The sequence below is a fragment of the Leclercia sp. GHBNCSD genome, from assembly GCF_055805075.1.
On sequence record NZ_JBQVYO010000001.1, the window covers coordinates 53022 to 78521 of the forward strand.

Consider the following 25500-nt stretch of genomic DNA (forward strand, 5'->3'; position numbering starts at 1 on the left):
CAAAGCTGGTAGTCATTGGTCAAAACTCGATTACAAGAACTGTGGCGCTACGGCACTAATACTTGCCAGTAGTGGTCCCGCCGTATCGGATGGCAAAAGGCTGAACAAAGCTATTGCTGCTTCACGGATCTCCTTTTCCAGTTTCTGCAAAGGAGCCCCAAGTAGCTTCGCCTGTAGGGCCTCGCTGCATTCTTTCATTGCGCTTGCCTCTAATTCGGCTTCGGTTTTACCCTGGCGAAGGCCATGCTTTCTGGCGATCTCAATCGGCATGGCGATGCTGATTGCGTTAGCGAGCTTCATGACGTAACCCGTGTACTTAGTAGAGTTAGTTTCGTTTTTCAGGTAACGATAAAGGTTCTGTTTATTCACAGTGATACCTCGCCCGCCCTCTTTAGCCCACTGTTCGGCCACCAGCTGGGTAACAACATCCTGAGCCTGACCGGGAAGAGTAAGCTCCCATTCACGTACTGCGGTCAGGATTGCCTGGCGCCGCAAATTGTCTCTGCGACGCGGTTCATAATGATTTTCCGTTTTCAGCGAAGCGGATGTCTGCCGGTTAAGATGTTCAAACGTTACTGTTTGCATGGTCATCACCTTGTTCATCACTTTTTGGCGGGAAAACACTATCCAATGTGCATTCGGCGCCGAGTTGATTGAATTTCTCAACGATGAGCCTGCAATCGTCGAGAGTTGGTTTTCTCGTTCCATTTTCATAATTCGAAATACGCGACTGCCGCCAACCAAACATGGAAGCCAGTTGGTCTTGGGTAAGTCCGAGAGATTGTCTCTCCTTCGCGATGTTGTTCATTGCCACCTCGTGATAAATGCGTTGAAGAGATTAAACACGCTCCGTGTTTGAAAGTCAACACGGCTTGTTTTTTGAGTGATAACACGCAACGTGGTAAAACGTCTTTATGAATACGAATGATCAGATTGCTGCCCGCCTCAAACGGGCGAGAGAGCAAAAAGGAATTTCACAAAAGGCGCTGGCAGAGTTATGCGGGTGGGCCCAGTCACGTGTTGGTAATTACGAGTCAGGCAGCAGGACAATTGGAGTCGACGATGCAATTACACTGGCTGGCGCCCTCAAGATCGCACCGGCAGAGCTAATTTTTGGCGCTGATTCTACTGAAAGTTGGATTACTCCACGTCATCGCCATTTGTTGGCTCTGTTTGATCAACTTCCTGAAACTGAGCAGGACCGGATGATTGACCTATTCGAGGTTCGGCTTAAAGAGCTCGATGACTACGTCGAGAAATATCTACGTGGACGCTTTAAGACGACAGACAATTAATTTTTCACCCCTCCCGCCTCTCACAAGCCAGCCTTAGCGCTGGTTTTTTTATTTCCCATCACCTCTAAGTTGCATAATACCGCCCAAACTAACACATCACGTGTTGACATATAAACACAATATGGGTTTTACTATACCCACACCAAGCAGCAAGTAAGTCATCCAGGCAGGACGCCCACGTAGTAGCTGCCGGCGGCATATGAAACACCGGATGAGATGACAAAAACTAACGCGCAGCAGGCTTTATCGTTCCGTCGGCCAGACGTAAATGGCAATAAGGAGATGACCATGATCGACTACGCACGTAACCCCGTTAGACAGCAGGCTATTCGCCTAAACATCGTTGAAGTTTTAATCCGCAAGTTCTGCTACTTCATGGCGCAGAAAGGTAATCCAGAGCTCAACGCATGACCTCGCTCTTCGCCTTAATCGTTACCGTCTGCGCCCTCACCGGGGAATGCTCAGACATCATGCTCGGCGTTTATAACACCGAGGCGGTTTGTGAAGCAGCTGCCGCAGAGCAGCATGTGAAAGGACAGTGTTACCCGTACAAATCGGCTGACGACCAACAGCCAGCGTTACATTTTTAATCGAGTTTCGACCAATGGCTGTTACCAGCCTGATGCCAGGTGCACATGGCATCGTGATGGAAATCCCACCATCGCAACCTAACAGGAGTCGATGACCTGTTCTGGTTAAATTGGAAAAGTTGTCTTTGCCCGTCACCCGTGGCGGGCCTTTTTTCCGGAGGATTTATGTCAGCAAACGAACTGGCATTGCGATACAGCAGCGCGCCAGCTGAAGAGCTAATCGGCATCCTGCCTGTGCTTGAAGTTAAAGAGGCGTTGCGCGAAGAAGTCGAAGAAGAAGTGTTGGACGATGTTTGGCAGGAGCATCAGTTTGAAATCGAGGCTGTTCAAGAGCAGACCGACGAGGCAAACCGTCTGGCGCAGAAGTTTGAACTGGCTGCAGAGTCCTTCGGAACGGCGATAAAGCTGGCGCTGACCCTTCCATACGGCGAAGCAATCCAGGTGCTGCAGGATGCCATTGAAGATAACCCTGGCTACGGCCGGGATCCGGTGAAGGGATAGGCCATGGAATTTGGAATGAAACGAGTGATGGCGTCCGTCCAGGCTGTTGCGGTTCTGGAACGAATCTACTGCGGCAAGCCAGTATCCCTCGCCACACTGAGTAAAGAATCGAAGCTCTCGGTTTCATACCTGGAGCAAATTTTTAAGCGGCTGCGCAGCGGCAAGCTGGTCACCTCGCACAGAGGCCCAGGCGGCGGATATAGCCTTCGTGACGGTGATATCTCAGTTTCAGCAGTCATCCGCGCAGTCAGCAAGATCCCGTCGAATACCACGTTCGACCCGGTGCTTGATGCACTTGATGGGGTGCTTATCTCTCAGCTGGCGAACAAGCCCGGCGCCCAATAAGCACAAAACCCGCGCAAGGCGGGTTAAGTACCCGGTCAGCCGACCAAAGCTTTCCGGAATCGAGTTTTGACCAATGACCACTACCTAAGCAGCGCTCATTAGCTGTTGGGTATCTTACACCCAAAAGAGGCTCCACCATGGAATTTTTTTATCAGATTAAGGCAACCCAGAAATCAGGTAAGCAAGATGCAGTGATTTGGTTCACTGCGAAAAGCGAAGCGCGCGCGGCCCTGACGCTCGATGTTGCACTGGAAGATGCTGGCATCGAAACTGGCCGCGGTAAGGACTATGCCAAGCCTGTCCGCACCGACATGCCGGTTATTAATGATCTGCCAGAAGAAGGCTCCGTCTGCTTTGAGTTCTGTAAGCACTACGCCCTGGCCGACGACCAGCGTACATGGAACGTGATCCCTGATAGCAAAACCTCTGATACAGCGGCTGCCGAAGAAGAGCATGGGGCTGATGCCTTAGACCAGTTACGAGCCAAATTTGTGACCCCGCGCCACACTCTGCCAGCAGTCCACAGCGATGCTGATATCCCTGCCGCGCCGGTATTCTCCGCTGATACTGCAAATGCTGGCAGCACTTCCATGCTTGAAAACCGCACCCCGGCTGTCCGCTTCGCCGTCCATCTGTTGGGTGACAAATACGTTTCGGAGATCAGCCAGGAACAGCAGATCGTCGCAAACGAACTGGCGACCGATGAGGAAAATACTTACTTCCAGAATCTGCTGCAGGCCAAAAATGACGTAGCTGATATTAGCGATCTCAGCCTGCATGCCGAGTGGAAACTGGTGCAGGCCGTCAAAGACGTTTTCCCGCAGGACAAAGAACACGAATCCGGGCTTCTGGCCGCCTTCATGTCGGGCTGGATCAACGCCGAGGATCGTAACCAGCTGGTTGAGGACTGGAAGATCGGCCAGCTTCCAGCCAAGGATGAAGCCCCAAAATCTCTGTATGAGCATGGCCTGAAGATCAGCGAGCATGATGATGGTGGTGCCCACTACCCCGTCTGCAAAATGCCTTTCCGCAAACAGCTGCTTGCCCAGCTGACGGTGGACGAACTGCGCCACCATATCACGCGCAGCGAGAATGCAGAGCTGCACGCACTGGAAATGGATACCGACAATGGTTATGTCCAGGACCTGCTGCTCGCTGCTGAAAATTTTGCAGAAGTTAAGGCTTTCGACACCAAAGATCTTTGGCGCTACACGAACGCCATCCGCAAAGTGTTCAGCATGGAAAAGCGCCATGAGTTGGGCCTGCTTTTGCAGTTCACAAAGGCATGGGTAGCCACCCCATATATCGACCGCGGGATCCTGACGCGTGAATGGGTCGCCGGCAATCGCATAAACCTCGTGCAGCGTACTGACGCCGGGACCAATGCCGACGGCGGGTATGTAACTGACCGCAGCTCTGACGCGCACCATACCCTGGATACCCTCGATCTGGAGATCGCCTGCGCCCTGCTTCCGATGGACTTCAACCATCAGGAGATCCCGGGCGGCATTCTCCGTCGCGCGAAAGAGATAGTGTCGAGTAAGGAGGAAGACTGGAAGTCATGGAGCAAGATCCTGCGTAATCAGCCCGGCATTCTGGCAGTGAATCGCGCGGCCATCTTCAACCTGGTGCGCATTGCGCCGGAGAATATCCACCTGACGCCTGCTGCGCATCTGGAGTTCGTGAACCGGACAATGACAGCTGAATTCAACGCTGCAACTGAGCTGCTGCCTCTCCCGGCCGCACAACCTGAGGAAACCCAAACTGCTGAAGAACATCCACTACCGAAATGGGCAGAGGCGGGTGAGCAGAAATTTCCTGATGAGAGTGAAGCTGAAACGCAGACCCTGCCGAAGTGGGCGAACGCCGCTACCAGCCAGCCACAGGTCGCAAACCTCGGTGACGGCATGTTCTCCATCGAAGGCCTGATGAACGAAAAACAACCACAAACAGATGACCGTTCACCGGTTACAGAGGAGACCACCAGCGATGTGCAGATGGAAGAGACTGACCCGACGGAAGGAGAAACTGATGACGCGGTTCCGCCAGGCGAAAGCGTTGATGCAACTGATCCGCAAACAGATGCCGTAGCTGAGACTGTTTGCACCGGCTGTGGCGGTTGCCCTGACTGTGGCGTCGCGGTTGGCAATGCAACCTATGCGGCGATGGAAGGGGATCTGAAAGAGGAACTGGAGACGCTGGGGGCTGACACCTCAAATCCGGAATCCATGTTCACGCACCTGATGGTGGATCTCGAAACCATGGGTAAAAAGCCAGGCGCACCGATCGTTTCAATTGGTGCCGTATTCTTCGACCCGGCAACCGGTAAGGCTGGGGCAGAGTTTTACCAGGTGATTAACCTCGAGTCGTCGATGTCCTTCGGGGCCAGGCCAGATGCCAGCACCATCCTCTGGTGGCTGAAGCAATCGCCGGAAGCACGATCTGCAATCGTGGTGGATGATACGGTCGGTCTGGTGGAAGCGCTTGAGCAGTTCCTCGATTTCATTGCTGAAAACGCGGCTAACGGGTCGAAGAGTGTTCAGCTCTGGGGGAATGGTAGTTCGTTTGATTGTTCTCTTCTGGAGGCAGCATTCGAGTTGGCCGACACGCCATTCCCGATCCCGCACTGGAACTACCGGGACGTGCGTACCGTCGTCGAACTGGGCAAAGCTGTTGGGCTGAACTCTCGCTATGAAATCCCTTTTGAGGGTGATCAGCACAACGCTCTGGCGGACGCCCGTCACCAGGTCAAATACGTTTCGGCTATCTGGCAGCGCCTGACAGCAATCTGATTAGAATATTTCAGCCAATGGCCCGTTACTGGGCCATTATGAGGTAAAGCATATGATCCAGATGTTAACTCTCGAAGAGTGGGCCGCTGAAAAATACAGAAGCAACCCTCCAAGCGTGTCGACACTTCGACGTTATGCGAAACAGAACCAGTTTTCTCCACCAGCAATGAAGCAGGGCCGTTTATGGCGCGTTCGTGAAGATGCTGAGTTGGTAGGGGAACTGGCCGCGCCGGTAGTTAAGAAGAACGACTCCATATTGCTGCAAAGGATTTTGAACGATGGCTGCCAGACCACGTAAAAACAATGTCTCTGTACCGAACCTTTACCCTCTCTACAGCAGAAAGGTGAACAAGGTTTACTGGCGCTATAAGCATCCAATCACCGGCAAGTTCCATGCGCTGGGCACTGACGAAGTGGAGGCCATTGCGATTGCTACTGAGGCAAATGCGCGTTTGGCAGAACAGAGAACCCGGCAGATTTTGGCGATCAGTGACAGGATCGCCACAAGCAAAGGCAAAGCGATCACGGTTTCAACATGGCTCGACCGATACTGGAAAATTCAGGAAGAGCGCCTGGCTTCAGGTGACATTAAATTAAACACCTTCAAACAAAAAAATAAGCCAGCGGCTCTACTGCGTGAACGTGTTGGAATGAAACTGTTGCCATCCGTTGATGTACGCGATATCGCCCAAATTCTTGATGAATATATTGCGGCGGGTCAGGCGAGAATGGCTCAGGTTATTCGAACCGTTTTGGTCGATATATTTAAAGAGGCGCAACACGCAGGTGAAGTTCCCCCGGGTTACGATCCCGCGTCAGCCACTAAAAAGCCCAGACGTAGAATCACCCGGCAGCGACTTAGCCTTGAGGAATGGCAGCGGATATTCGAGATTGCAGACGCCAACCACCAATATATGGGTAACGCTATGCTGCTGGCTTTAGTAACCGGCCAACGCCTGGGTGATATTTCGAGGATGAAATTTAGCGATGTCTGGGATGATCAGCTGCACATTATTCAGGAGAAAACAGGAAGCAAAATCGCGATCCCGTTATCGCTCCGCCTGAACGCCATCAACTGGAGTTTGCGGGATGTTATATCGCGCTGTCGGGATTACGCGGTTAGCCCTTACCTCGTCCATTTTTTCAGGGCCACGTCGCAAGCAGAGCGTGGTGCCCAGGTTAAAGCGAACACGCTCACAATGAATTTTAGTAAGGCCCGGGATAAGGCAGGAATCGACTGGAGGGAAGGAACGCCGGCGACATTCCATGAGCAGCGATCGCTATCGGAACGTCTTTATAAAGAACAGGGAATTGACACTAAAAAGTTGCTCGGCCACAAGTCACAGCAGCAGACCGATCGCTACAACGACGACCGCGGGAAGGACTGGACGACAATCGCGATATAGGATTTTGGGATGGGGTTTTGATAACTTGTTTTGATAAAATTTTGATAACCGTTCGAAAGCTAATAATAAAAAACGGGAACCAACAGGCTCCCGTTTGCATACAACCCGGAAACCGGATTACATGTTTTCGATGATCGCGTCACCAAACTCTGAACATTTCAGCAGCTTAGCGCCTTCCATCAGACGTTCGAAGTCATAGGTCACGGTCTTGTTGTTGATCGCGCCTTCCATACCTTTAACGATCAGGTCTGCGGCTTCGAACCACTCCATGTGACGGAGCATCATTTCTGCGGAGAGGATGATAGAACCTGGGTTCACTTTATCCTGGCCAGCATACTTCGGTGCGGTACCGTGGGTCGCTTCGAACAGGGCGCACTCGTCACCGATGTTCGCGCCTGGTGCGATACCGATACCGCCAACCTGCGCCGCCAGGGCGTCGGAGATGTAGTCACCGTTCAGGTTCATACAGGCGATAACGTCATATTCAGCCGGACGCAGCAGGATCTGCTGCAGGAACGCATCGGCGATGACATCTTTAATGATGATCTCTTTGCCGGTGTTCGGGTTCTTGATCTTCTGCCATGGGCCGCCGTCGATCAGCTCGCCACCGAACTCTTCCGCCGCCAGCTGGTAACCCCAGTCTTTGAACGAACCTTCTGTGAACTTCATGATGTTGCCTTTGTGAACGATGGTCACAGAGTCACGGTCGTTGGTGATTGCATACTCAATCGCTGCACGAACCAGGCGCTTGGTGCCTTCTTCGGAACACGGCTTGATGCCGATACCGCAATGTTCAGGGAAGCGAATTTTCTTCACGCCCATCTCTTCGCGCAGGAACTTGATTACTTTTTCGGCTTCTGCGGAGTCCGCTTTCCACTCGATGCCCGCATAGATATCTTCGGAGTTCTCACGGAAGATAACCATGTCGGTCAGTTCTGGGTGTTTAACCGGGCTTGGGGTACCCTGGTAGTAACGTACCGGGCGCAGGCAGACGTACAGGTCGAGTTCCTGACGCAGAGCAACGTTCAGGGAGCGAATACCGCCACCAACTGGGGTAGTCAGCGGGCCTTTGATGGCAACGCGGTAGTCACGAATCAGGTCCAGCGTTTCAGCTGGCAGCCAGACGTCCTGGCCGTAAACATGGGTAGATTTTTCACCGGTGTAAATTTCCATCCAGGAAATTTTACGCTCGCCTTTATAGGCTTTCTCAACAGCGGCATCCACCACTTTCAGCATCGCTGGGGTTACATCAACACCGATACCGTCACCTTCGATGAACGGGATAATCGGATTGTTTGGAACGTTCAGCTTACCGTCTTGCAGGGTGATCTTTTTACCTTCCGCCGGAACAACTACTTTGCTTTCCATTAACCTCTCCTTCGAGCGCTTCTGGTTGTTACTGATCTTATGTTAATAATTTGTAATGAGCCCACCGATAGTACCTGAATGTCTGGCGCCATGAAAGGCATTCGTTATTAGGCTATAATGCGGCAATTGATAACGTCTGAAAATACCATGCAGAAAACTTCTTTTAGAAATCACCGGGTTGAACGATTCAGCACCCGACAAGCGTCCAGACCGCGCAAGCAACGCGCGCCAACACGCGTCGTTTTGTTCAATAAACCTTACGATGTCCTGCCGCAGTTTACCGACGAAGCCGGACGCAGCACGTTGAAGGATTACATCCCCGTTCAGGGGGTCTATGCCGCAGGCCGACTCGATCGCGACAGCGAAGGGCTGATGGTGCTCACCAACGACGGCGAGCTCCAGGCCAGGCTCACCCAGCCCGGCAAACGCACCGGCAAAATCTACTATGTGCAGGTTGAAGGCGTCCCGGACGACGCGGCGTTAACGGCGTTGCGTAACGGCGTTACGCTGAACGACGGCCCTACCCTGCCCGCAGGCATTGAGCTGGTGAATGAGCCAGAGTGGCTCTGGCCGCGCAATCCGCCGATCCGCGAGCGCAAATCGATTCCCGTTTCGTGGATCAAAGTCACCCTTTATGAAGGCCGTAACCGCCAGGTACGGCGCATGACGGCGCATGTCGGCCATCCGACGCTGCGCCTGATCCGCTACGCCATGGGCAGTTACACGCTGGATAACCTCGCCAACGGTGAGTGGCGGGACGTTACCGAACAAGGAGAGCCTCATGTTTAAACCGCATGTCACAGTGGCCACAATTGTCCACGCCCAGGGCAAATTTTTGGTGGTGGAAGAGACCATCAACGGCAAAGCGCTCTGGAACCAGCCTGCGGGCCACCTGGAAGCCGACGAGACGCTGGTCCAGGCGGCGCAGCGTGAGCTGTGGGAAGAGACCGGCATTCATGCCAGGCCGCAGCATTTCATCCGCCTCCATCAATGGATCGCGCCGGACAAAACGCCGTTTATCCGTTTTTTGTTCGCCATTGAGCTTAACGAAACGTGCGCCACTGAGCCGCACGACAGCGATATCGATCGTTGCCTGTGGGTGGATGCCGACACCATCCTTAACGCAACACATCTGCGCTCCCCGCTGGTTGCGGAGAGCATTCGCAGCTACCTGACCGGCCAGCGTCTGCCGCTGGAGACCATCGGCGAATTTAACTGGCCGTTTACAGAGGGTGTCAATGCCGGGGGCGCGTGATAGAATACGCCGCCTTGAAGTTCAATGTCGTGAGTATTCCAATGTCTGAAAGCCAAAAAAAAGTGATCGTCGGCATGTCCGGCGGCGTCGATTCTTCCGTCTCTGCCTGGCTGTTGCTGCAACAGGGCTATAAGGTTGAAGGCCTGTTCATGAAGAACTGGGAAGAGGACGATGGCGAGGAATACTGCACCGCCGCCGCGGATCTGGCTGATGCCCAGGCGGTATGCGACAAGCTCGGCATTGAACTGCACACCGTCAATTTTGCCGCAGAATACTGGGATAACGTGTTCGAGCATTTCCTGGCTGAATACAAAGCCGGCCGCACGCCAAACCCGGATATTCTGTGCAACAAAGAGATCAAATTTAAAGCCTTCCTCGAGTTCGCCGCTGAAGATCTGGGTGCTGACTACATCGCCACCGGCCACTACGTGCGCCGCGCGGATGTCGACGGCAAAAGCCAGCTGCTGCGCGGGCTCGACGGTAACAAAGATCAGAGCTACTTCCTCTATACCCTCGGCCACGAACAGATTGCCCAAAGCCTGTTCCCGGTGGGCGAGCTGGAAAAACCAGAAGTGCGTAAAATCGCCGAAGAGCTGGATCTGATTACTGCGAAGAAAAAAGACTCAACCGGGATCTGCTTTATTGGTGAGCGCAAATTCCGTGAGTTCCTGGGCCGCTATCTCCCTGCCCAGCCGGGTAAGATCGTGACCGTGGATGGCGATACCATCGGCGAGCACCAGGGTCTGATGTATCACACCCTGGGCCAGCGTAAGGGCCTCGGTATCGGCGGTATCAAAGAGGGTAGCGAAGATCCGTGGTACGTCGTCGATAAAGATGTTGAAAACAATATTCTGATTGTGGCCCAGGGTCATGACCATCCGCGTCTGATGTCCGTCGGGCTGATTGCCCAACAGCTGCACTGGGTCGACCGCGAGCCGCTGAAAGGCACGCTGCGCTGCACGGTGAAAACCCGCTATCGTCAGACCGATATCCCCTGCACCGTGACTGCGCTTGATGATGAACGCATTGAGGTGCGTTTCGACGAGCCGGTCGCCGCCGTGACCCCGGGTCAGTCTGCTGTCTTCTACAGCGGTGAAATCTGCCTTGGCGGCGGTATCATCGAACAACGCCTGCCGCTGACCGCGGTTTAATGCGATAACACACAGAAAGGAGCAAGTGTGGCGAAGAACTATTATGACATCACCCTGGCGCTGGCAGGAATTTGCCAGTCTGCCCGTCTGGTGCAACAGCTGGCGCATCAGGGTCACTGCGATGCTGACGCGCTGCACGTTTCGCTCAACAGCGTCGTGGATCTGAACCCCAGCTCCACCCTCGGCGTGTTTGGTGGTAGCGAAGCGAATCTTCGTCTTGGTCTGGAAACCTTGCTCGGCGTGTTAAATGCCAGCAACCGTCAGGGGCTTAACGCCGAACTGACGCGTTATACCCTCAGCATGATGGTGCTGGAGCGCAAGCTGAATGCCGCCAAAGGGGCGATGGATACCCTCGGCGAGCGCATTACCGGCCTGCAGCGCCAGCTGGACCATTTCGAGTTGCAGTCCGATACCTTACTCGGCGCCATGGCGGGCATCTATGTGGATGTCATCAGCCCACTGGGGCCGCGTATCCAGGTGACCGGCTCCCCTGCCGTATTGCAAAGCCCGCAGGTGCAGGCCAAAGTACGCGCCTCCCTGCTCGCCGGTATTCGTGCCGCGGTACTGTGGCAACAGGTCGGCGGTGGCCGCCTGCAGCTCATGTTTTCTCGTAATCGCCTGACCACTCAGGCAAAACAAATTCTTGCTCATTGTTAACCTCCCGGAGTTGCGAACTATGGAATTATCCTCACTGACCGCCGTTTCCCCTGTCGATGGACGCTACGGCGATAAAGTCAGCGCGCTGCGCGGGATCTTCAGCGAATATGGTCTGCTGAAATTCCGTGTACAGGTTGAAGTACGCTGGCTGCAAAAGCTGGCCGCGCAGGCAGCAATCAAGGAAGTTCCTGCTTTTGACAGCCAGGCAAACGATTACCTCGATAAAATCGTCGCAGAGTTCAATGAAGAAGATGCCGCACGCATTAAGACCATTGAGCGCACCACCAACCACGACGTGAAAGCGGTTGAGTATTTCCTGAAAGAGAAAGTGGCAAGCGTTCCGGCCCTGCACGCGGTGTCAGAATTTATTCACTTCGCCTGCACCTCAGAAGATATCAATAACCTCTCCCACGCGCTGATGCTCTCTACCGCGCGTGAAGAAGTCGTACTTCCTTACTGGCGCAAAATCATCGACGCGGTGAAAGCCCTGGCGGTGGAGTATCGCGATATCCCGCTGCTCTCCCGTACCCACGGCCAGCCTGCAACTCCGTCCACCATCGGCAAAGAGATGGCGAACGTCGCTTACCGTATGGAACGTCAGTACCGCCAGCTTGAGCAGGTGGAGATCCTCGGTAAAATCAACGGCGCCGTGGGTAACTATAACGCCCACATCGCCGCCTACCCGGAAGTGGACTGGCACCAGTTTAGCGAAGAGTTTGTCACCTCTCTGGGGATCCAGTGGAACCCGTACACCACCCAGATTGAGCCGCACGACTACATTGCCGAGCTGTTTGACTGCATCGCGCGCTTCAACACCATTCTGATCGACTTCGACCGCGACATCTGGGGTTACATCGCCCTGAACCACTTCAAGCAGAAGACCATCGCCGGCGAAATCGGTTCATCCACCATGCCGCACAAGGTCAACCCAATCGACTTCGAAAACTCCGAAGGCAACCTGGGTCTGGCAAACGCGCTGCTGCAGCACATGGCCAGCAAACTGCCGGTTTCCCGCTGGCAGCGCGACCTGACCGACTCCACCGTGCTGCGTAACCTGGGCGTGGGCATCGGCTACGCGCTGATTGCGTATCAGTCCACCCTGAAGGGCGTGAGCAAGCTGGAAGTGAACCGCGAGCGTCTGCTCGACGAACTGGATCACAACTGGGAAGTACTGGCGGAGCCAATCCAGACCGTAATGCGTCGCTATGGTATCGAGAAGCCGTACGAAAAACTGAAAGAGCTGACCCGCGGCAAGCGCGTCGATGCCGAAGGCATGAAGCAGTTTATCGACGGTCTGGCCCTGCCAGAAGAGGAGAAAACCCGTCTGAAAGCGATGACCCCGGCAAACTACATCGGTCGCGCTATCGCGATGGTTGATGAGCTGAAATAACGCTTTTTACCCTCTTTCCGCCCGGAAAGAGGGTTCCTTTCCCCCGGTTTACGAAATGTTTATCCCCTCCGCAACATAATCAGCGTTAAACTACTCTGACCATTCATATTAGGGAGAAGCGATGATGCGCGTACTGGTTGTTGAGGATAATGCGTTGCTACGTCATCACCTGAAAGTTCAGCTTCAGGAAATGGGGCATCAGGTGGATGATGCTGAAGATGCCAAAGAAGCCGATTACTATCTCAATGAACATCTGCCCGATATCGCCATCGTTGACCTGGGTCTGCCTGATGAAGATGGTCTGTCGCTGATCCGCCGCTGGCGCAGCCACGATGTCTCTTTGCCGGTGCTGGTGTTAACCGCCCGCGAAGGCTGGCAGGATAAGGTTGAAGTGCTCAGCGCCGGTGCCGATGACTACGTCACCAAACCCTTCCATATTGAAGAGGTTGCCGCCCGCATGCAGGCGTTGATGCGCCGCAACAGCGGTCTGGCCTCGCAGGTGATCTCCATTCCGCCGTTCCAGGTCGATCTCTCCCGTCGCGAACTGGCGATAAATGACGAGGTGATTAAGCTGACGGCCTTTGAGTACACCATTATGGAGACGCTGATCCGTAACAGCGGCAAGGTGGTGAGCAAAGATTCCCTGATGCTCCAGCTCTACCCTGATGCGGAGCTGCGCGAAAGCCATACCATCGATGTTCTGATGGGCCGTCTGCGTAAAAAAATTCAGGCGCAGTACCCGGAGGATGTCATCACCACCGTGCGCGGGCAGGGCTATCTTTTCGAATTACGTTAAATGAAAAAACTGTTTCGTCACTTTCTGCCGCTGTCGCTGCGGTTTCGATTCCTGCTGGCGACAGCAGTAGTGGTGCTGGTGCTCTCCCTGGCCTACGGCATGGTCGCGCTGGTGGGCTACAGCGTCAGTTTCGACAAAACCACCTTCCGCCTGCTGCGCGGCGAAAGCAATCTCTTCTATACCCTCGCCAGATGGGAAGACAATAAAATCAGCATCGATATGCCGGAGCATCTGGATCGCCAGAGCCCAACCATGTCGCTGATTTATGATGAAAAAGGCAAGCTGCTGTGGGCCCAGCGCGACGTGCCGTGGCTGATTAAAAGCATCCGCCCGGAGTGGTTAAGAGCCAACGGCTTTCATGAGCTGGAAGCCAATGTTGATGCCACCAGCGTGCTGGTCGGTAACGATCGGAACATGCAGCGGGAGCTGGCCGAGATCCGCGAGGATGACGACGACAGCGAGCTGACCCACTCGGTGGCGGTAAATATCTACCCCGCGACACTCCAGATGCCCCAGTTGACCATTGTGGTCATCGACACCATTCCGGTTGAGCTTAAACGCTCCTATATGGTGTGGAACTGGTTCGTCTACGTGCTCGCTGCCAACCTGCTGCTGGTGATCCCCCTGCTCTGGCTGGCCGCCTGGTGGAGCCTGCGCCCTATCGAGTCGCTGGCGAAAGAGGTGCGCGAGCTGGAAGAACATCACCGTGAAAAACTCGACCCGAACACCACCCGGGAACTCACCAGTCTGGTGCGCAATCTTAACCGTCTGCTGAAAAGCGAGCGCGAACGTTACGATAAGTACCGCACCACCCTCACCGATCTGACCCACAGCCTGAAAACCCCGCTGGCAGTCATGCAGAGCACGATGCGATCCCTGCGCAGCGCGAAGCTGAGCGCCGAGGAGGCAGAACCCGTGATGCTGGAGCAGATCAGCCGTATCTCGCAGCAGATTGGTTACTACCTGCACCGTGCCAGCATGCGCACCGGCAGCACCCTGCTGAGCAGGGAATTGCACCCCGTCGCCCCGCTGCTCGACAGTCTGACCTCGGCGCTGAACAAAGTTTACCAGCGCAAGGGGGTGAACATTACTCTCGATATCTCCCCGGAAATCAGTTTCGTCGGCGAAAAAAATGACTTTATGGAAGTGATGGGCAACTTGCTGGATAACGCCTGTAAATATTGCCTGGAGTTCGTTGAAGTCTCTGCCCGTCAGGGAGAGGACCAGCTGCATATTATCGTTGAGGATGATGGCCCCGGGATCCCTCAGGGCAAACGTGACCAGGTCTTCGATCGCGGCCAGCGCGCCGACACATTGCGCCCGGGCCAGGGGGTCGGTCTTTCGGTCGCCCGGGACATTGTGGAGCAGTATGGCGGCAGAATCGAAACCAGCGACAGCCTGCTGGGCGGTGCCCGAATGGAGGTAATTTTTGGTCGCCAGCATCTGACAAGCGACGATAGTTAAACGCCAGGGTGAAAAAAGCGTGATTCTCACACGCAGGCTGCCGAGCTTCCGTTATAATCCGAGTCATTAAAAGCCTGCGGAATATAAATATGGATTATCAATTAGCCCTTAACTGGCCCGACTTTATCGAACGTTACTGGCAAAAACGTCCGGTTGTCCTGAAACGCGGCATCACCAATTTCGTCGATCCGATCTCTCCCGATGAGCTGGCTGGCCTGGCCATGGAGAGCGAAGTCGACAGTCGTCTCGTCAGCCATCAGGACGGTAAATGGCAGGTGAGCCACGGCCCGTTTGAAAGCTACGACCACCTGGGTGAGAGCAACTGGTCGTTACTGGTGCAGGCGGTTAACCACTGGCACCAGCCCGCCGCAGCTTTGATGCTGCCATTCCGCGCCCTGCCCGACTGGCGGATGGACGATCTGATGATCTCCTTCTCCGTGCCCGGGGGCGGCGTTGGCCCGCATCTGGATCAGTACGATGTGTTTATTATCCAGGGTACCGGCCGCCGCCGCTGGCGCGTGGGTGAAAAGGTGCCGATGAAACAGCACTGTCCGCACCCCGACCTGCTGCAGGTCGATCCGTTTGTCGGCATCATCGACGAAGAGCTGGAGCCGGGCGATATTCTCTATATTCCACCGGGTTTCCCGCATGAGGGTTACTCCCTTGAGAACTCAATGAACTATTCGGTTGGTTTCCGCGCCCCAAGCGGTCGCGAGATGATCAGCGGGTTTGCCGATTACGTTCTGCAGCGCGAACTGGGCAGCCACCGTTTCAGCGATCCGGCGGTCCCTTCCCGCGAGCATCCGGCCGATATTCTGCCGCAGGAGCTGGATCAGCTGCGCGGAATGATGCTGGAGATGATCAACCAGCCGGAACATTTCAACCAGTGGTTCGGGGAGTTTATCAGCCAGTCCCGACACGAGCTGGACGTCTCCTTGCCGGAGCCGCCGTATCAGCCGGATGAAATCTACGATGCCCTTCAGCAGGGCGACAAGCTGGCGCGTCTGGGTGGATTGCGGGTGTTACGTATTGGCGAAGCGGTGTATGTCAATGGCGAGCAGCTGGATTCCCCGCACCGTCCGGCGCTGGAGGCCCTTGCCAGCCATATGGTGCTGACTGCCGATCATTTCGGCGATGCGCTGGACGATCCGTCGTTCCTCGCGATGATGGCCGCCCTGGTGAACAGCGGGTACTGGTTCTTCGAGGACTGAGACGTTAGTGGGTTGCCGGGCGGCACTGCGTTTGCCCGGCCAACAACGTTGTCTGTGACAATGCCCGGTGGCGCTTCGCTTACCGGGTCTACAAAATCGCAACCGTAGGCCGGGTAAGGCGTAGCCGCCACCCGGCTTTTTATCGCCGCTCTCCGGTGTCAAAATCCTCTATCTCCCCAGCCCAATCTTCCGGGTATATCCCTTCCCGTACATCACGATGAAAGGTGGAATAGGGCCACGCTTTCACGCGCGTCACATAGCCATGTTTCAGCGGGTTGATATGGATGTAATCCGTATGTCGCCGCAGGTCGTTGTCATCCCGGATGGTATGTTCCCAGAAGCGTGGCTGCCAGATGCCTGGCATCCCCAGCACGCGGGTGAAGGTCTTTTTGATGTCTCGCCAGCGGCCGGAGTAGTCCGCGTCATTTTCGGGTAACGTCCAGATACAGTGCATATGTTCCGGCAGGATCACCCAGGCATTAATCAGAAAGGGTTTGCGGCGTTTAACACCTTGCGTTGCCGCACGAAGCGTATCGATATGTCGCGTCAGCAGATCGCTGCGCCGGTTTTGCAGGTTAACGGTGAAAAACCAGGTTCCGCCTGGCACATAATGTCGACGGTAGTTTGACATATGAGGTTCCCTCCTCATGTGTGGAAATGCCGGGCGGCACGTTGTTTGCCCGGCCTACGCGTAGACCGGGTAAGGCGTCAAACGGCGACTATTGTTTTGCGGTGAGCTCCGCAATCCGCACAATCACCTGCACCGCTTTTTCCATTCCTTCCAGGGTCACGAACTCATGCTTGCCGTGGTAGTTATATCCCCCGGTGAACAGATTCGGGCACGGCAGCCCCATAAAGGAGAGCTGCGCGCCATCGGTGCCGCCGCGGATCGGCTTGAGCTGCGGCTCGACGTCGCAGTCGCGCATCGCCTGCTGTGCCACCTCAAGGATGTAGGGATGCTCGATCACCTTTTCATGCATATTGTAATAGCTGTCTTCGATGACCAGCTCAATGTAGCAGTCCGGGTGAAGTCCTTTGCCCACCTTCTTTGCGATATCCATCATCTTGCGTTTGCGCGCTTCAAACCCTTCGCGGTTGAAATCACGGATGATGTAGTGCATATCCGCGCGGTCCACCGTCCCTTTGATGCTGGTCAGATGGTAGAAGCCCTCATAGCCTTCGGTTTTTTCCGGGCTTTCATCCGCCGGAACTTCAGCATGAATGCGGGCCGCCAGCGACAGCGCGTTCACCATCACCCCTTTCGCGGTGCCTGGGTGGACATTGTTGCCAACGATGCGGATATTCACCGACGCCGCATTGAAGTTCTCGAACTCCAGCTCCCCCACGCCGCCGCCATCGACGGTGTAGGCCCAGCGGGCATCGAACGCCTCAACATCAAAATGCTTCGCCCCTTTGCCCACCTCTTCATCGGGGGTAAAGGCCACGCGGATATCGCCGTGCGGCACGTTTTTGTTCTTCAGCACCGCCAGCGCGGTCATGATCTCGGCAACACCCGCTTTGTCATCAGCCCCCAGCAGCGTTTTGCCGTCGGTGGTGATCAGGGTCTGGCCGAGCAGCTGGTGTAATACCGGGAACATCACCGGCGACAGCACTTCGTCACCGACGCCAAGGGCGATATCACCGCCCCGATAATTCTCAACAATCTGCGGATTGACGTTTTTGCCGCTAAAATCCGGTGAGGTATCGACATGGGAAATAAAACCAATGGCAGGAATATCACCGCTCACATTCGCAGGTAGCGTGCCCATCACCGTCCCTTTTTCACTTAAGGTCACGTTAACGAGCCCCAACTCCTCCAGTTGGCTTTTTAACAGCTGCAACAGCTTCCACTGCCCTTCGGTGCTTGGCACCTGGCGGACACCCGGCTTAGATTGGGTATCCAGCGATACGTACTGTAAAAAACGCTCAAGTAATTTATCCATGCAGTCACCCTCACTTTTCGTGACAACATTATCAGTAAGCAGCAAAACCCAAATATTGCGTCAGGTCACTTTTATCCCGTAAACGAGAATATTTCCGGTTCTCTCATCGTTTGCTAATAAATGTAGCTTATCAATGGGTAACAAGGATTGGCGATTGCAGCGCTTTCCCGTAGAATGTCCGCCCTCATTACGTTTCACCAAGGTGGTTAACCACAAACCCCGCTGCGATAAGCATTTGCAGCGTCGATATGGGACTGAATCAAAAATTGAATACACAACCAGCTTCACTGTCACCGTTGGTGCAACTGGCCGGAATTCGTAAAAGCTTTGACGGAAAAACCGTCATTTCCGACCTGGATTTAACGATCAACAACGGCGAATTTCTTACACTACTTGGCCCTTCAGGCTGTGGTAAAACGACAGTGCTTCGCCTTATCGCCGGGCTGGATAACGTCGATCGCGGTCACATCCATCTGGACAATCAGGACATTACCCTGGTTCCTGCTGAACAGCGCCACGTCAATACCGTCTTTCAAAGTTACGCACTTTTCCCGCACATGACGGTTTTCGAAAACGTCGCCTTTGGCCTGCGGATGCAAAAAACGCCCGCCAGCGAAATCACGCCACGCGTCACCGAGGCCCTGCGCATGGTTCAGCTTGAAGCGTTCGCCCAGCGTAAACCGCACCAGCTTTCGGGTGGACAGCAACAGCGTGTCGCCATCGCCCGTGCCGTGGTTAATAAACCGCGCCTGCTGCTGCTGGATGAGTCTCTTTCCGCACTCGACTACAAGCTGCGCAAGCAGATGCAGAACGAATTAAAGGCGCTGCAGCGTAAGCTCGGGATCACCTTTGTTTTTGTCACCCACGACCAGGAAGAGGCATTGACCATGTCCGATCGCATCGTGGTGATGCGCGAGGGCAAAATCGAGCAGGACGGTACGCCGCGCGAGATCTACGAAGAGCCGAAAAACCTGTTTGTCGCCAGCTTTATTGGGGAAATCAACATCTTCAATGCTACCGTTATTGAACGACTTGACGACCAGCGGGTGCTGGCTAACGTCGAGGGCCGCGCCTGCAACATCTTCGTCAATTTTGCCGTTGAGCCGGGACAGCAGCTGAACGTCCTGCTGCGTCCGGAAGATCTGCGCGTTGAAGAGATTCACGACGAAACCGAAGTCGAAGGGCTAATCGGCTATATCCGCGAGCGCAACTACAAAGGCATGACGCTTGAGTCGGTCGTTGAGCTGGAAAACGGCAAGATGGTGATGGTCAGCGAATTCTTTAACGAAGACGATCCCGATTTCGATCACTCGCTCAATCAAAAAATGGTCATTAACTGGGTTGAAAGCTGGGAGGTTGTGCTGGCTGATGAAGAACACAAGTAAATTCCAGAATGTGGTGATCGCCACTATCGTCGGTTGGCTTGTGTTATTTGTCTTTTTACCCAACCTGATGATCATCGCGACCAGCTTCCTGACCCGTGACGACGCCCATTTTGTCTCGCTGGTCTTTACGCTGGAAAATTACGCGCGCCTGCTGGACCCGCTCTATTTCCAGGTCCTGCTCCATTCGCTCAATATGGCGCTGATAGCCACCGTCGCCTGCCTGGTGCTGGGGTATCCCTTTGCCTGGTTCCTGGCGAAGCTGCCGACGAAAGTGCGACCGCTGCTGCTGTTCCTGCTGATTGTGCCCTTCTGGACCAACTCGCTGATTCGCATCTACGGCCTGAAGATCTTTCTCAGCACCAAAGGCTACCTGAACGAGTTTCTGCTGTGGCTGGGCGTCATTGACACCCCGATCCGCATCATGTTCACTCCCGGCGCGGTGATTGTGGGGCTGGTCTACATCCTGCTGCCGTTTATGGTAATGCCGCTCTACTCCAGCATTGAGAAGCTGGATAAACCCCTGCTGGAGGCGGCAAGGGATCTTGGCGCCAGCAAACTCCAGACCTTTATCCGCATTATCATCCCCCTGACCATGCCGGGGATCATTGCCGGCTGCCTGCTGGTGATGCTGCCGGCGATGGGGCTGTTTTACGTCTCCGACCTGATGGGCGGGGCTAAAAACCTGCTGATCGGTAACGTCATCAAGAGCCAGTTCCTCAATATTCGCGACTGGCCGTTCGGTTCGGCCACCAGTATCACCCTGACCCTGGTGATGGGCCTGATGCTGCTGGTCTACTGGCGCGCGTCGCGGCTGCTTAACAGTAAAGGGGAACTTGAATGATCGGTCGACTGCTCCGCGGCGGTTTTATGACCGCGATTTATGCGTACCTCTACATTCCGATCATTATCCTGATCGTGAACTCCTTTAACAGCTCGCGCTTTGGCATTAACTGGCAGGGTTTTACCACCCAGTGGTATAGCCTGCTGGTGAATAATGACAGCCTGCTGCAGGCGGCGCAGCACTCCCTGACGATGGCGATCTTCTCGGCCACCCTCGCCACCCTGATTGGCTCCCTGACGGCGGTGGCGCTCTATCGCTACCGTTTTCGCGGTAAACCCTTCGTCAGCGGCATGCTGTTTGTGGTGATGATGTCTCCGGACATCGTAATGGCTATCTCGCTGCTGGTGCTCTTTATGCTGCTGGGGGTACAGCTGGGCTTCTGGTCCCTGCTCTTCTCACACATCACCTTCTGCCTGCCGTTTGTGGTGGTGACGGTCTACTCCCGTCTGAAAGGCTTTGACGTGCGGATGCTGGAGGCGGCAAAAGATCTGGGTGCCAGCGAGATGACCATCCTGCGCAAAATTATCCTGCCGCTGGCGATGCCCGCCGTGGCCGCGGGATGGCTGCTCAGCTTTACCCTGTCGATGGATGACGTAGTGGTTTCGTCATTCGTCACCGGGCCGAGCTATGAAATTCTGCCGTTGAAGATCTATTCGATGGTGAAAGTTGGCGTCTCACCGGAGGTGAACGCGCTGGCGACCATACTGTTGATGTTATCGCTGGTCCTGGTGATCGCCAGTCAGCTTATTGCTCGTGATAAAACAAAATCTCAGGGGACGTATTAATGAAAAAATGGTCACGCCACCTGCTCGCGGCAGGCGCTCTCGCAATGGGTATTAGCGCTGCGCACGCGGACGACAGTAAAACGCTCTACTTCTATAACTGGACCGAGTATGTGCCGCCAGGCCTGCTGGAGCAGTTTACTAAAGAGACCGGCATCAAGGTTATCTACTCGACCTACGAGTCGAATGAAACCATGTATGCCAAGCTCAAAACCTATAAAGATGGCGCCTACGACCTGGTGGTCCCGTCGACCTATTTCGTCGACAAGATGCGCAAAGAGGGCATGATCCAGAAGATCGACAAATCGAAGCTAACCAATTTTTCAAACCTCGATCCGGAGATGCTCAACAAGCCGTTTGACCCAAATAACGATTACTCTATTCCGTACATCTGGGGCGCAACGGCGATCGGGATCAACAGCGAAGCGATGGATCCTAAATCGGTGACGAGCTGGGCTGACCTGTGGAAACCAGACTATAAAGGTGAATTGCTGCTGACCGACGACGCCCGCGAAGTGTTCCAGATTGCGCTGCGTAAGCTGGGCTACTCTGGCAACACCACCGATCCGAAAGAGATTGAAGCGGCTTACCATGAGCTACAAAAACTGATGCCTAACGTGGCCGCCTTCAACTCCGATAATCCGGCGAACCCGTATATGGAAGGGGAAGTCAACGTGGGGATGGTGTGGAACGGGTCGGCATACGTCGCGCGTCAGGCCGGTACGCCGCTGGAAGTGGTGTGGCCAGCAGAGGGCGGGATCTTCTGGATGGACAGCCTGGCTATTCCGGCCAATGCTAAAAACGTGGACGGTGCCCTGAAGCTGATTAACTTCCTGCTGCGCCCGGATGTGGCAAAACAGGTGGCAGAGACCATCGGCTACCCGACGCCAAACCTCGCCGCCCGCAAGCTGCTGAGCCCGACCGTTGCAAATGACAAGTCGCTCTACCCGGATGCGCAGACCATCAGTAAAGGCGAGTGGCAGAACGATGTGGGCGACGCCAGCCGCCTGTATGAAGAGTATTACCAGAAGTTGAAGGCAGGTCGTTAATGCAATACTATGCCGGGTTTCGACCCGGCATAACTCAATGGTACAAGGATAAGTACATATGAAGCTGAACAGTAATCTTCTTTATTCTCTTTTTTCTGCATCGACATTATTTTTACTACCGTTAACAAGACATGGGCATTGAGTTTCCTGATTTAAAGGATTACAGGCAACATCATAAAAGGACGCATTATGTCAAAAAAACGCAGAGAAAAGCGCCGCCGCTATTCGGTGTAGTCGCCGTCAATGATATTTATTGCGATATCATAAAAAACGTCCCCAGAAGCGAATGGCTTGGCGTAACGATGCCGCTTCTGACCATATTCCCATTTCTGTTATCTATTTTATTTATTGGCCCAATTATTGGGTATTCTCCCGTATTTATTATGGTTGAGATTATACTCATCCTGATGTTCTATAGCAGCATCCACGCACTGCGTGTCGTCATTACCCACCCCAAAACGTTAATCGTCAGGCTGAATCGCAAGCGCCAACGGGTGTATGTTCAAACGTATCGTCCCACGCGTAATATCTTTGCGAAATGGCCTGTCGAAACGCTGATTTATGACTGGAAGGACATTGAAGCCCATTTTAGTAACGGTTCCGGAACCGCGGGTTCCCGGACATGGTATAAGTGGCAAGCACCCTCGACTGACGGGAAAAAAAACTGGATAATCATCAGCGATGATAACGCGCCTTTATTTTATCAAGTCTCTCGCTTCTCTACCGATATCGCAGATACTCTTTTGAGTTATGCGGAATCCTGGGCGTGGTGCAGAAACTATATGAATGGCCTGATGACACCCGTTCATTTAATATCGATAGAAAATAACTACTCCTTTAAATATTGCGTGACGAGATTGAGCAGCCGGATGTTGTCGCGAGTCAATGAACAGGATAAATGGACAACCATTTTCCCCGTCAGGAATCCTTTTTTCTGGCTCATTTCTTTTATTATGGTGCCAACCATTTTACTGGACGCTCTGGCAATGAGGCAAATTATGCGCAGGCTGCCGGAGACGCCGTGGTCTGATGAGGCGCAGAGCGAATCAACAACAGATAAACAATAGATTAATTATTTATTTTAACTGCGTAAGGTCCTGCGTTGTCGTCAGGGCTTTGCGGGTAATCTGGCGTTAATTCGCCCCGCTCAACTATTTACTCCGATATTTTTTGCAACGCGTCATCAATTTTGCCAATCACATACATCAGCGGTTTCCACAGCACGACCAGCGTAACAATCGTGCCGAACTGCTGCACATCGCCATGCGCAAGTTGTCCGGTAAACAGCAGGTATACCAGGTTAAATATACACGAGCCAGCGGAGACAATGCCGAGGTATAAAAAGAGAATGAACAGGATATTTCTGCTGTCAGAAAGGCGAGGCAGGCAACACTGGCTCCACAGCCCTATCCCTACCGCCACAATAAAAATAATGGCCGATACAATTAGCGGGTTATCCATAACCTGTTCCTGTCGTTCCCTTGAAATTTGCGCGAAAAGCGTCTGCTCTTCGCGCAGTGAACCACTTACAATCCCTTAAGAAGCTTATCCACAAACTGCGGCACCACTTCGCTCGCCAGTCCGTAGGTTTTCTCTTCAAACTCGCTGCCCACCTGGCTCGGCTCAAGGTTCAGCTCCACCGTATGCGCCCCGTGCAGCTTCGCTTCGTGGACAAATCCCGCTGCCGGATAGACATGCCCGGAGGTGCCAATGGCGATAAACAGATCCGCCATCGCCAGGGCGCTGTAGATCTCATCCATTCCCAGCGGCATTTCGCCGAACCACACCACGTGCGGGCGCAGCGGCGACGGGAACTGACAGCAGTGGCATTTGTCATCGGAGGTGACATCGCCGGTCCAGCTAAAGACCTGGCCGCTGCTGGAGCAACGCACCTTCAGCAATTCACCGTGCATATGAAGCACGTTGCGGTTGCCCGCGCGCTCATGCAGGTTATCAATATTCTGCGTTACCAGCAGGAAGCGATCCCCCAGCGCCTCTTCGAGTTTAGCCAGCGCCAGATGCGCCGCATTAGGGGCGATCTCCGGCGACTGCAACTGACGGCGGCGGGCGTTGTAGAATTCCTGCACCAGCTGCGGGTTACGGGCAAAACCTTCCGGCGTCGCCACATCTTCAACCCGATGCTCTTCCCACAACCCGTCGGTCGCGCGAAACGTTCGAATGCCCGACTCGGCGGAGATCCCCGCCCCGGTCAGGACCAGTACTCTTGGTTTTTCCATCAATTCCGGCATTGCCACATCCTGGAAGAAAATTCGCTGGCGTAAGCGCTCACGCAAGCGGCGTTTGTTTTTGCGAAAACGGCTGAGTCGAAGTGACCGTCGCGACAGCATAAAAACCTCGTATGGCTAACGGGTGAGATGGAGGAATGCGGCGCCGCGCATTCCTCCGGCATCGCCATGTCGCGCGCGCTCAATGCGCGGGACACGGGCAACCGGCAACAAATGACGCGGCAACCGACCGGACAACCGTTCGGCGATGGCCGTAAAGTTCGATAATCCTCCGCCGATCACCAGCAGGTCAGGATCGACAATGGTCAGGATATTCCCCAGACAGACCGCCAGCAGATCGAGATAGCGCTCAACGTGCTCTACAGCCTGTTCATCCCCCTGCTCCCACAGGGCAATGATTTCCGGAGCCTGACGTTTTTGATGATAGAAGTGTTCATAAAGCCATGCAAATCCACGGCCGGAGAGGTAGTTCTCAATGCAGCCGTGCTGGCCGCAACCGCAACGGAGGAGCGGGAAATCACGCCCTACCACCTCAAGCGCATCCACCGGCAAGCGAATATGACCAAACTCGCCAGTGATATAGCTGCGTCCGGTCACCGGTTTGCCATTCACCACAATCCCGCCGCCGACACCGGTGCCGAGGATCAGCCCCATCACCAGGGGGTATTGCTGGAACTCATCGTCCCAGGCTTCGGAGAGGGCAAAACAGTTAGCGTCGTTGTCGAGGCGCACGTCGCGCTCAAGGAGGCGGGTCAGGTCGGCGCGCAGCGGCCTACCGCTTGCCGCCGGGACGTTGGCGGCGTACAGCGTACCGTCGTCGGTTTCCGGCATCCCCGGAATGCCTATGCCCACCGTGCCCTTCACGCCGAAGCGTTCATCGGCCTGGGCCACCAGCGCGGCAATGGCGGTTAAAAATTCATCGTAGCTTTCGTGAGGAGTGGGAACCCGGGTTTCCCACTGCAATTTCAGGTTGGTATCAAATACGCCAAGGGCAATTTTGGTGCCGCCAATATCAAATCCGTAATACATAGTG

29 protein-coding genes are annotated in these 25500 nt (G+C 54.4%); 21 read left to right on the plus strand and 8 right to left on the minus strand.

From position 1 onward, the window contains the following. Positions 1-30: 30 nt before the first annotated feature. Both ACT3IC_RS00340 and ACT3IC_RS00345 read right to left on the minus strand, forming a co-directional pair. A complete protein-coding gene (locus tag ACT3IC_RS00340; protein WP_473475710.1) occupies positions 31-585 on the minus strand; it encodes a toxin YdaT family protein in 555 nt (184 codons plus the stop codon). Further along, a complete protein-coding gene (locus ACT3IC_RS00345; protein ID WP_473475713.1) occupies positions 566-808 on the minus strand; it encodes a helix-turn-helix domain-containing protein in 243 nt (80 codons plus the stop codon). Before ACT3IC_RS00345 ends, ACT3IC_RS00340 begins: the two co-directional genes overlap by 20 nt. A 106-nt stretch (positions 809-914) precedes the next feature. Here ACT3IC_RS00345 and ACT3IC_RS00350 point away from each other — a divergent pair, with 106 nt between their 5' ends. From ACT3IC_RS00350 to ACT3IC_RS00385, 8 genes are all read left to right on the plus strand, one after another. Next, the gene (locus ACT3IC_RS00350) at positions 915-1295 is read left to right on the plus strand and encodes a helix-turn-helix domain-containing protein (protein ID WP_473475716.1); all 381 of its coding nucleotides are present in this window, start codon (positions 915-917) and stop codon (positions 1293-1295) included. A 288-nt stretch (positions 1296-1583) separates the two neighbouring features. Next, positions 1584-1706, plus strand: coding sequence for a hypothetical protein (locus ACT3IC_RS00355; RefSeq protein WP_256369318.1), 123 nt, complete (start codon positions 1584-1586; stop codon positions 1704-1706). Continuing rightward, positions 1703-1885: a DUF1482 family protein gene (locus tag ACT3IC_RS00360; protein ID WP_156238415.1), complete on the plus strand. Its 183-nt coding sequence runs from the start codon at positions 1703-1705 to the stop codon at positions 1883-1885. The genes ACT3IC_RS00355 and ACT3IC_RS00360 overlap by 4 nt, the downstream gene beginning before the upstream one ends. 165 nt (positions 1886-2050) lie before the next feature. Then, positions 2051-2386: a hypothetical protein gene (locus ACT3IC_RS00365; protein WP_473475721.1), complete on the plus strand. Its 336-nt coding sequence runs from the start codon at positions 2051-2053 to the stop codon at positions 2384-2386. 3 nt (positions 2387-2389) lie between these two features. After that, positions 2390-2731 (plus strand): Rrf2 family transcriptional regulator, encoded by a 342-nt coding sequence (locus ACT3IC_RS00370; protein WP_473475724.1) that lies wholly within the window; start codon positions 2390-2392, stop codon positions 2729-2731. Between the two features lie 137 nt (positions 2732-2868). Beyond that, the gene (locus ACT3IC_RS00375) at positions 2869-5523 is read left to right on the plus strand and encodes a 3'-5' exonuclease (protein ID WP_473475727.1); all 2655 of its coding nucleotides are present in this window, start codon (positions 2869-2871) and stop codon (positions 5521-5523) included. 52 nt (positions 5524-5575) lie between these two features. Continuing rightward, positions 5576-5821, plus strand: coding sequence for an excisionase (locus ACT3IC_RS00380; RefSeq protein WP_032617596.1), 246 nt, complete (start codon positions 5576-5578; stop codon positions 5819-5821). Beyond that, complete coding sequence (locus ACT3IC_RS00385) at positions 5802-6929, plus strand: site-specific integrase (protein WP_149335803.1); 1128 nt, start codon at positions 5802-5804, stop codon at positions 6927-6929. Before ACT3IC_RS00380 ends, ACT3IC_RS00385 begins: the two co-directional genes overlap by 20 nt. A gap of 117 nt (positions 6930-7046) precedes the next feature. On the opposite strand, the gene icd is transcribed toward ACT3IC_RS00385, so the two are convergent. After that, positions 7047-8297, minus strand: a complete 1251-nt coding sequence (icd, locus tag ACT3IC_RS00390) for an NADP-dependent isocitrate dehydrogenase (protein ID WP_114315319.1) — start codon at positions 8295-8297, stop codon at positions 7047-7049. A gap of 117 nt (positions 8298-8414) precedes the next feature. Here icd and rluE point away from each other — a divergent pair, with 117 nt between their 5' ends. From rluE to ACT3IC_RS00430, 8 genes are all read left to right on the plus strand, one after another. After that, complete coding sequence (gene rluE / locus ACT3IC_RS00395) at positions 8415-9086, plus strand: 23S rRNA pseudouridine(2457) synthase RluE (RefSeq protein ID WP_103179179.1); 672 nt, start codon at positions 8415-8417, stop codon at positions 9084-9086. Further along, the gene (locus tag ACT3IC_RS00400; protein WP_103179178.1) at positions 9079-9552 is read left to right on the plus strand and encodes an NUDIX domain-containing protein; all 474 of its coding nucleotides are present in this window, start codon (positions 9079-9081) and stop codon (positions 9550-9552) included. The genes rluE and ACT3IC_RS00400 overlap by 8 nt, the downstream gene beginning before the upstream one ends. A gap of 41 nt (positions 9553-9593) precedes the next feature. Then, positions 9594-10703, plus strand: a complete 1110-nt coding sequence (gene mnmA, locus ACT3IC_RS00405) for a tRNA 2-thiouridine(34) synthase MnmA (RefSeq protein WP_139156335.1) — start codon at positions 9594-9596, stop codon at positions 10701-10703. A gap of 27 nt (positions 10704-10730) precedes the next feature. Continuing rightward, positions 10731-11360 carry a high frequency lysogenization protein HflD gene (hflD, locus tag ACT3IC_RS00410; RefSeq protein WP_263950977.1) on the plus strand — a complete coding sequence of 210 codons (630 nt, stop codon included), beginning with the start codon at positions 10731-10733 and terminating at the stop codon, positions 11358-11360. Positions 11361-11379: 19 nt separating this feature from the next. Beyond that, complete coding sequence (gene purB, locus ACT3IC_RS00415; protein ID WP_103179175.1) at positions 11380-12750, plus strand: adenylosuccinate lyase; 1371 nt, start codon at positions 11380-11382, stop codon at positions 12748-12750. Between the two features lie 124 nt (positions 12751-12874). Beyond that, positions 12875-13546, plus strand: a complete 672-nt coding sequence (phoP, locus tag ACT3IC_RS00420) for a two-component system response regulator PhoP (protein ID WP_039028964.1) — start codon at positions 12875-12877, stop codon at positions 13544-13546. Continuing rightward, positions 13547-15010, plus strand: coding sequence for a two-component system sensor histidine kinase PhoQ (gene phoQ, locus ACT3IC_RS00425; RefSeq protein ID WP_103179131.1), 1464 nt, complete (start codon positions 13547-13549; stop codon positions 15008-15010). It abuts the gene before it with no gap. Between the two features lie 89 nt (positions 15011-15099). Continuing rightward, a complete protein-coding gene (locus ACT3IC_RS00430; RefSeq protein ID WP_103179130.1) occupies positions 15100-16221 on the plus strand; it encodes a ribosomal protein uL16 3-hydroxylase in 1122 nt (373 codons plus the stop codon). A 139-nt stretch (positions 16222-16360) separates the two neighbouring features. Here the strand turns inward: ACT3IC_RS00430 and ACT3IC_RS00435 are convergent, their stop codons facing one another. Further along, a complete protein-coding gene (locus ACT3IC_RS00435; protein ID WP_103179129.1) occupies positions 16361-16852 on the minus strand; it encodes an REP-associated tyrosine transposase in 492 nt (163 codons plus the stop codon). A gap of 88 nt (positions 16853-16940) precedes the next feature. Continuing rightward, positions 16941-18164, minus strand: a complete 1224-nt coding sequence (gene pepT, locus ACT3IC_RS00440) for a peptidase T (protein WP_103179128.1) — start codon at positions 18162-18164, stop codon at positions 16941-16943. A 248-nt stretch (positions 18165-18412) separates the two neighbouring features. Here pepT and potA point away from each other — a divergent pair, with 248 nt between their 5' ends. The 5 genes from potA (at position 18413) to ACT3IC_RS00465 (ending at position 23288) form a co-directional block, all read left to right on the plus strand. Beyond that, complete coding sequence (gene potA, locus ACT3IC_RS00445; protein WP_103179126.1) at positions 18413-19549, plus strand: spermidine/putrescine ABC transporter ATP-binding protein PotA; 1137 nt, start codon at positions 18413-18415, stop codon at positions 19547-19549. Next, complete coding sequence (potB, locus tag ACT3IC_RS00450) at positions 19533-20390, plus strand: spermidine/putrescine ABC transporter permease PotB (RefSeq protein WP_103179125.1); 858 nt, start codon at positions 19533-19535, stop codon at positions 20388-20390. Before potA ends, potB begins: the two co-directional genes overlap by 17 nt. Then, a complete protein-coding gene (potC, locus tag ACT3IC_RS00455) occupies positions 20387-21175 on the plus strand; it encodes a spermidine/putrescine ABC transporter permease PotC (protein WP_103179124.1) in 789 nt (262 codons plus the stop codon). The genes potB and potC overlap by 4 nt, the downstream gene beginning before the upstream one ends. Beyond that, a complete protein-coding gene (gene potD, locus ACT3IC_RS00460) occupies positions 21175-22221 on the plus strand; it encodes a spermidine/putrescine ABC transporter substrate-binding protein PotD (protein ID WP_103179123.1) in 1047 nt (348 codons plus the stop codon). Before potC ends, potD begins: the two co-directional genes overlap by 1 nt. 131 nt (positions 22222-22352) lie before the next feature. Beyond that, on the plus strand, positions 22353-23288 hold the full coding sequence (locus tag ACT3IC_RS00465) for a DUF6708 domain-containing protein (RefSeq protein ID WP_473475739.1): 936 nt from the start codon (positions 22353-22355) through the stop codon (positions 23286-23288). An 88-nt stretch (positions 23289-23376) separates the two neighbouring features. On the opposite strand, the gene ACT3IC_RS00470 is transcribed toward ACT3IC_RS00465, so the two are convergent. The 3 genes from ACT3IC_RS00470 to nagK all read right to left on the minus strand — a co-directional run bounded on the left by ACT3IC_RS00470 (position 23377) and on the right by nagK (position 25496). Then, on the minus strand, positions 23377-23682 hold the full coding sequence (locus tag ACT3IC_RS00470) for a hypothetical protein (RefSeq protein ID WP_159339139.1): 306 nt from the start codon (positions 23680-23682) through the stop codon (positions 23377-23379). 65 nt (positions 23683-23747) lie between these two features. After that, positions 23748-24569, minus strand: a complete 822-nt coding sequence (gene cobB, locus ACT3IC_RS00475) for a Sir2 family NAD+-dependent deacetylase (RefSeq protein ID WP_114387410.1) — start codon at positions 24567-24569, stop codon at positions 23748-23750. A gap of 15 nt (positions 24570-24584) precedes the next feature. After that, positions 24585-25496, minus strand: a complete 912-nt coding sequence (gene nagK, locus ACT3IC_RS00480) for an N-acetylglucosamine kinase (protein WP_103179119.1) — start codon at positions 25494-25496, stop codon at positions 24585-24587. Positions 25497-25500 lie beyond the last annotated feature (4 nt).

Excerpts from the sequence above, each read along its gene's own strand:
- ACT3IC_RS00340 (WP_473475710.1), bottom strand. The coding sequence starts at position 585 with ATGCAAACAGTAACGTTTGAACATCTTAACCGGCAGACATCCGCTTCG.
- ACT3IC_RS00345 (WP_473475713.1), bottom strand. The coding sequence starts at position 808 with ATGAACAACATCGCGAAGGAGAGACAATCTCTCGGACTTACCCAAGAC.
- ACT3IC_RS00350 (WP_473475716.1), top strand. The coding sequence starts at position 915 with ATGAATACGAATGATCAGATTGCTGCCCGCCTCAAACGGGCGAGAGAG.
- ACT3IC_RS00355 (WP_256369318.1), top strand. The coding sequence starts at position 1,584 with ATGATCGACTACGCACGTAACCCCGTTAGACAGCAGGCTATTCGCCTA.
- ACT3IC_RS00360 (WP_156238415.1), top strand. The coding sequence starts at position 1,703 with ATGACCTCGCTCTTCGCCTTAATCGTTACCGTCTGCGCCCTCACCGGG.
- ACT3IC_RS00365 (WP_473475721.1), top strand. The coding sequence starts at position 2,051 with ATGTCAGCAAACGAACTGGCATTGCGATACAGCAGCGCGCCAGCTGAA.
- ACT3IC_RS00370 (WP_473475724.1), top strand. The coding sequence starts at position 2,390 with ATGGAATTTGGAATGAAACGAGTGATGGCGTCCGTCCAGGCTGTTGCG.
- ACT3IC_RS00375 (WP_473475727.1), top strand. The coding sequence starts at position 2,869 with ATGGAATTTTTTTATCAGATTAAGGCAACCCAGAAATCAGGTAAGCAA.
- ACT3IC_RS00380 (WP_032617596.1), top strand. The coding sequence starts at position 5,576 with ATGATCCAGATGTTAACTCTCGAAGAGTGGGCCGCTGAAAAATACAGA.
- ACT3IC_RS00385 (WP_149335803.1), top strand. The coding sequence starts at position 5,802 with ATGGCTGCCAGACCACGTAAAAACAATGTCTCTGTACCGAACCTTTAC.
- icd (WP_114315319.1), bottom strand. The coding sequence starts at position 8,297 with ATGGAAAGCAAAGTAGTTGTTCCGGCGGAAGGTAAAAAGATCACCCTG.
- rluE (WP_103179179.1), top strand. The coding sequence starts at position 8,415 with ATGCGGCAATTGATAACGTCTGAAAATACCATGCAGAAAACTTCTTTT.
- ACT3IC_RS00400 (WP_103179178.1), top strand. The coding sequence starts at position 9,079 with ATGTTTAAACCGCATGTCACAGTGGCCACAATTGTCCACGCCCAGGGC.
- mnmA (WP_139156335.1), top strand. The coding sequence starts at position 9,594 with ATGTCTGAAAGCCAAAAAAAAGTGATCGTCGGCATGTCCGGCGGCGTC.
- purB (WP_103179175.1), top strand. The coding sequence starts at position 11,380 with ATGGAATTATCCTCACTGACCGCCGTTTCCCCTGTCGATGGACGCTAC.
- phoP (WP_039028964.1), top strand. The coding sequence starts at position 12,875 with ATGCGCGTACTGGTTGTTGAGGATAATGCGTTGCTACGTCATCACCTG.
- phoQ (WP_103179131.1), top strand. The coding sequence starts at position 13,547 with ATGAAAAAACTGTTTCGTCACTTTCTGCCGCTGTCGCTGCGGTTTCGA.
- ACT3IC_RS00430 (WP_103179130.1), top strand. The coding sequence starts at position 15,100 with ATGGATTATCAATTAGCCCTTAACTGGCCCGACTTTATCGAACGTTAC.
- ACT3IC_RS00435 (WP_103179129.1), bottom strand. The coding sequence starts at position 16,852 with ATGTCAAACTACCGTCGACATTATGTGCCAGGCGGAACCTGGTTTTTC.
- pepT (WP_103179128.1), bottom strand. The coding sequence starts at position 18,164 with ATGGATAAATTACTTGAGCGTTTTTTACAGTACGTATCGCTGGATACC.
- potA (WP_103179126.1), top strand. The coding sequence starts at position 18,413 with ATGGGACTGAATCAAAAATTGAATACACAACCAGCTTCACTGTCACCG.
- potB (WP_103179125.1), top strand. The coding sequence starts at position 19,533 with ATGAAGAACACAAGTAAATTCCAGAATGTGGTGATCGCCACTATCGTC.
- potC (WP_103179124.1), top strand. The coding sequence starts at position 20,387 with ATGATCGGTCGACTGCTCCGCGGCGGTTTTATGACCGCGATTTATGCG.
- potD (WP_103179123.1), top strand. The coding sequence starts at position 21,175 with ATGAAAAAATGGTCACGCCACCTGCTCGCGGCAGGCGCTCTCGCAATG.
- ACT3IC_RS00465 (WP_473475739.1), top strand. The coding sequence starts at position 22,353 with ATGGGCATTGAGTTTCCTGATTTAAAGGATTACAGGCAACATCATAAA.
- ACT3IC_RS00470 (WP_159339139.1), bottom strand. The coding sequence starts at position 23,682 with ATGGATAACCCGCTAATTGTATCGGCCATTATTTTTATTGTGGCGGTA.
- cobB (WP_114387410.1), bottom strand. The coding sequence starts at position 24,569 with ATGCTGTCGCGACGGTCACTTCGACTCAGCCGTTTTCGCAAAAACAAA.
- nagK (WP_103179119.1), bottom strand. The coding sequence starts at position 25,496 with ATGTATTACGGATTTGATATTGGCGGCACCAAAATTGCCCTTGGCGTA.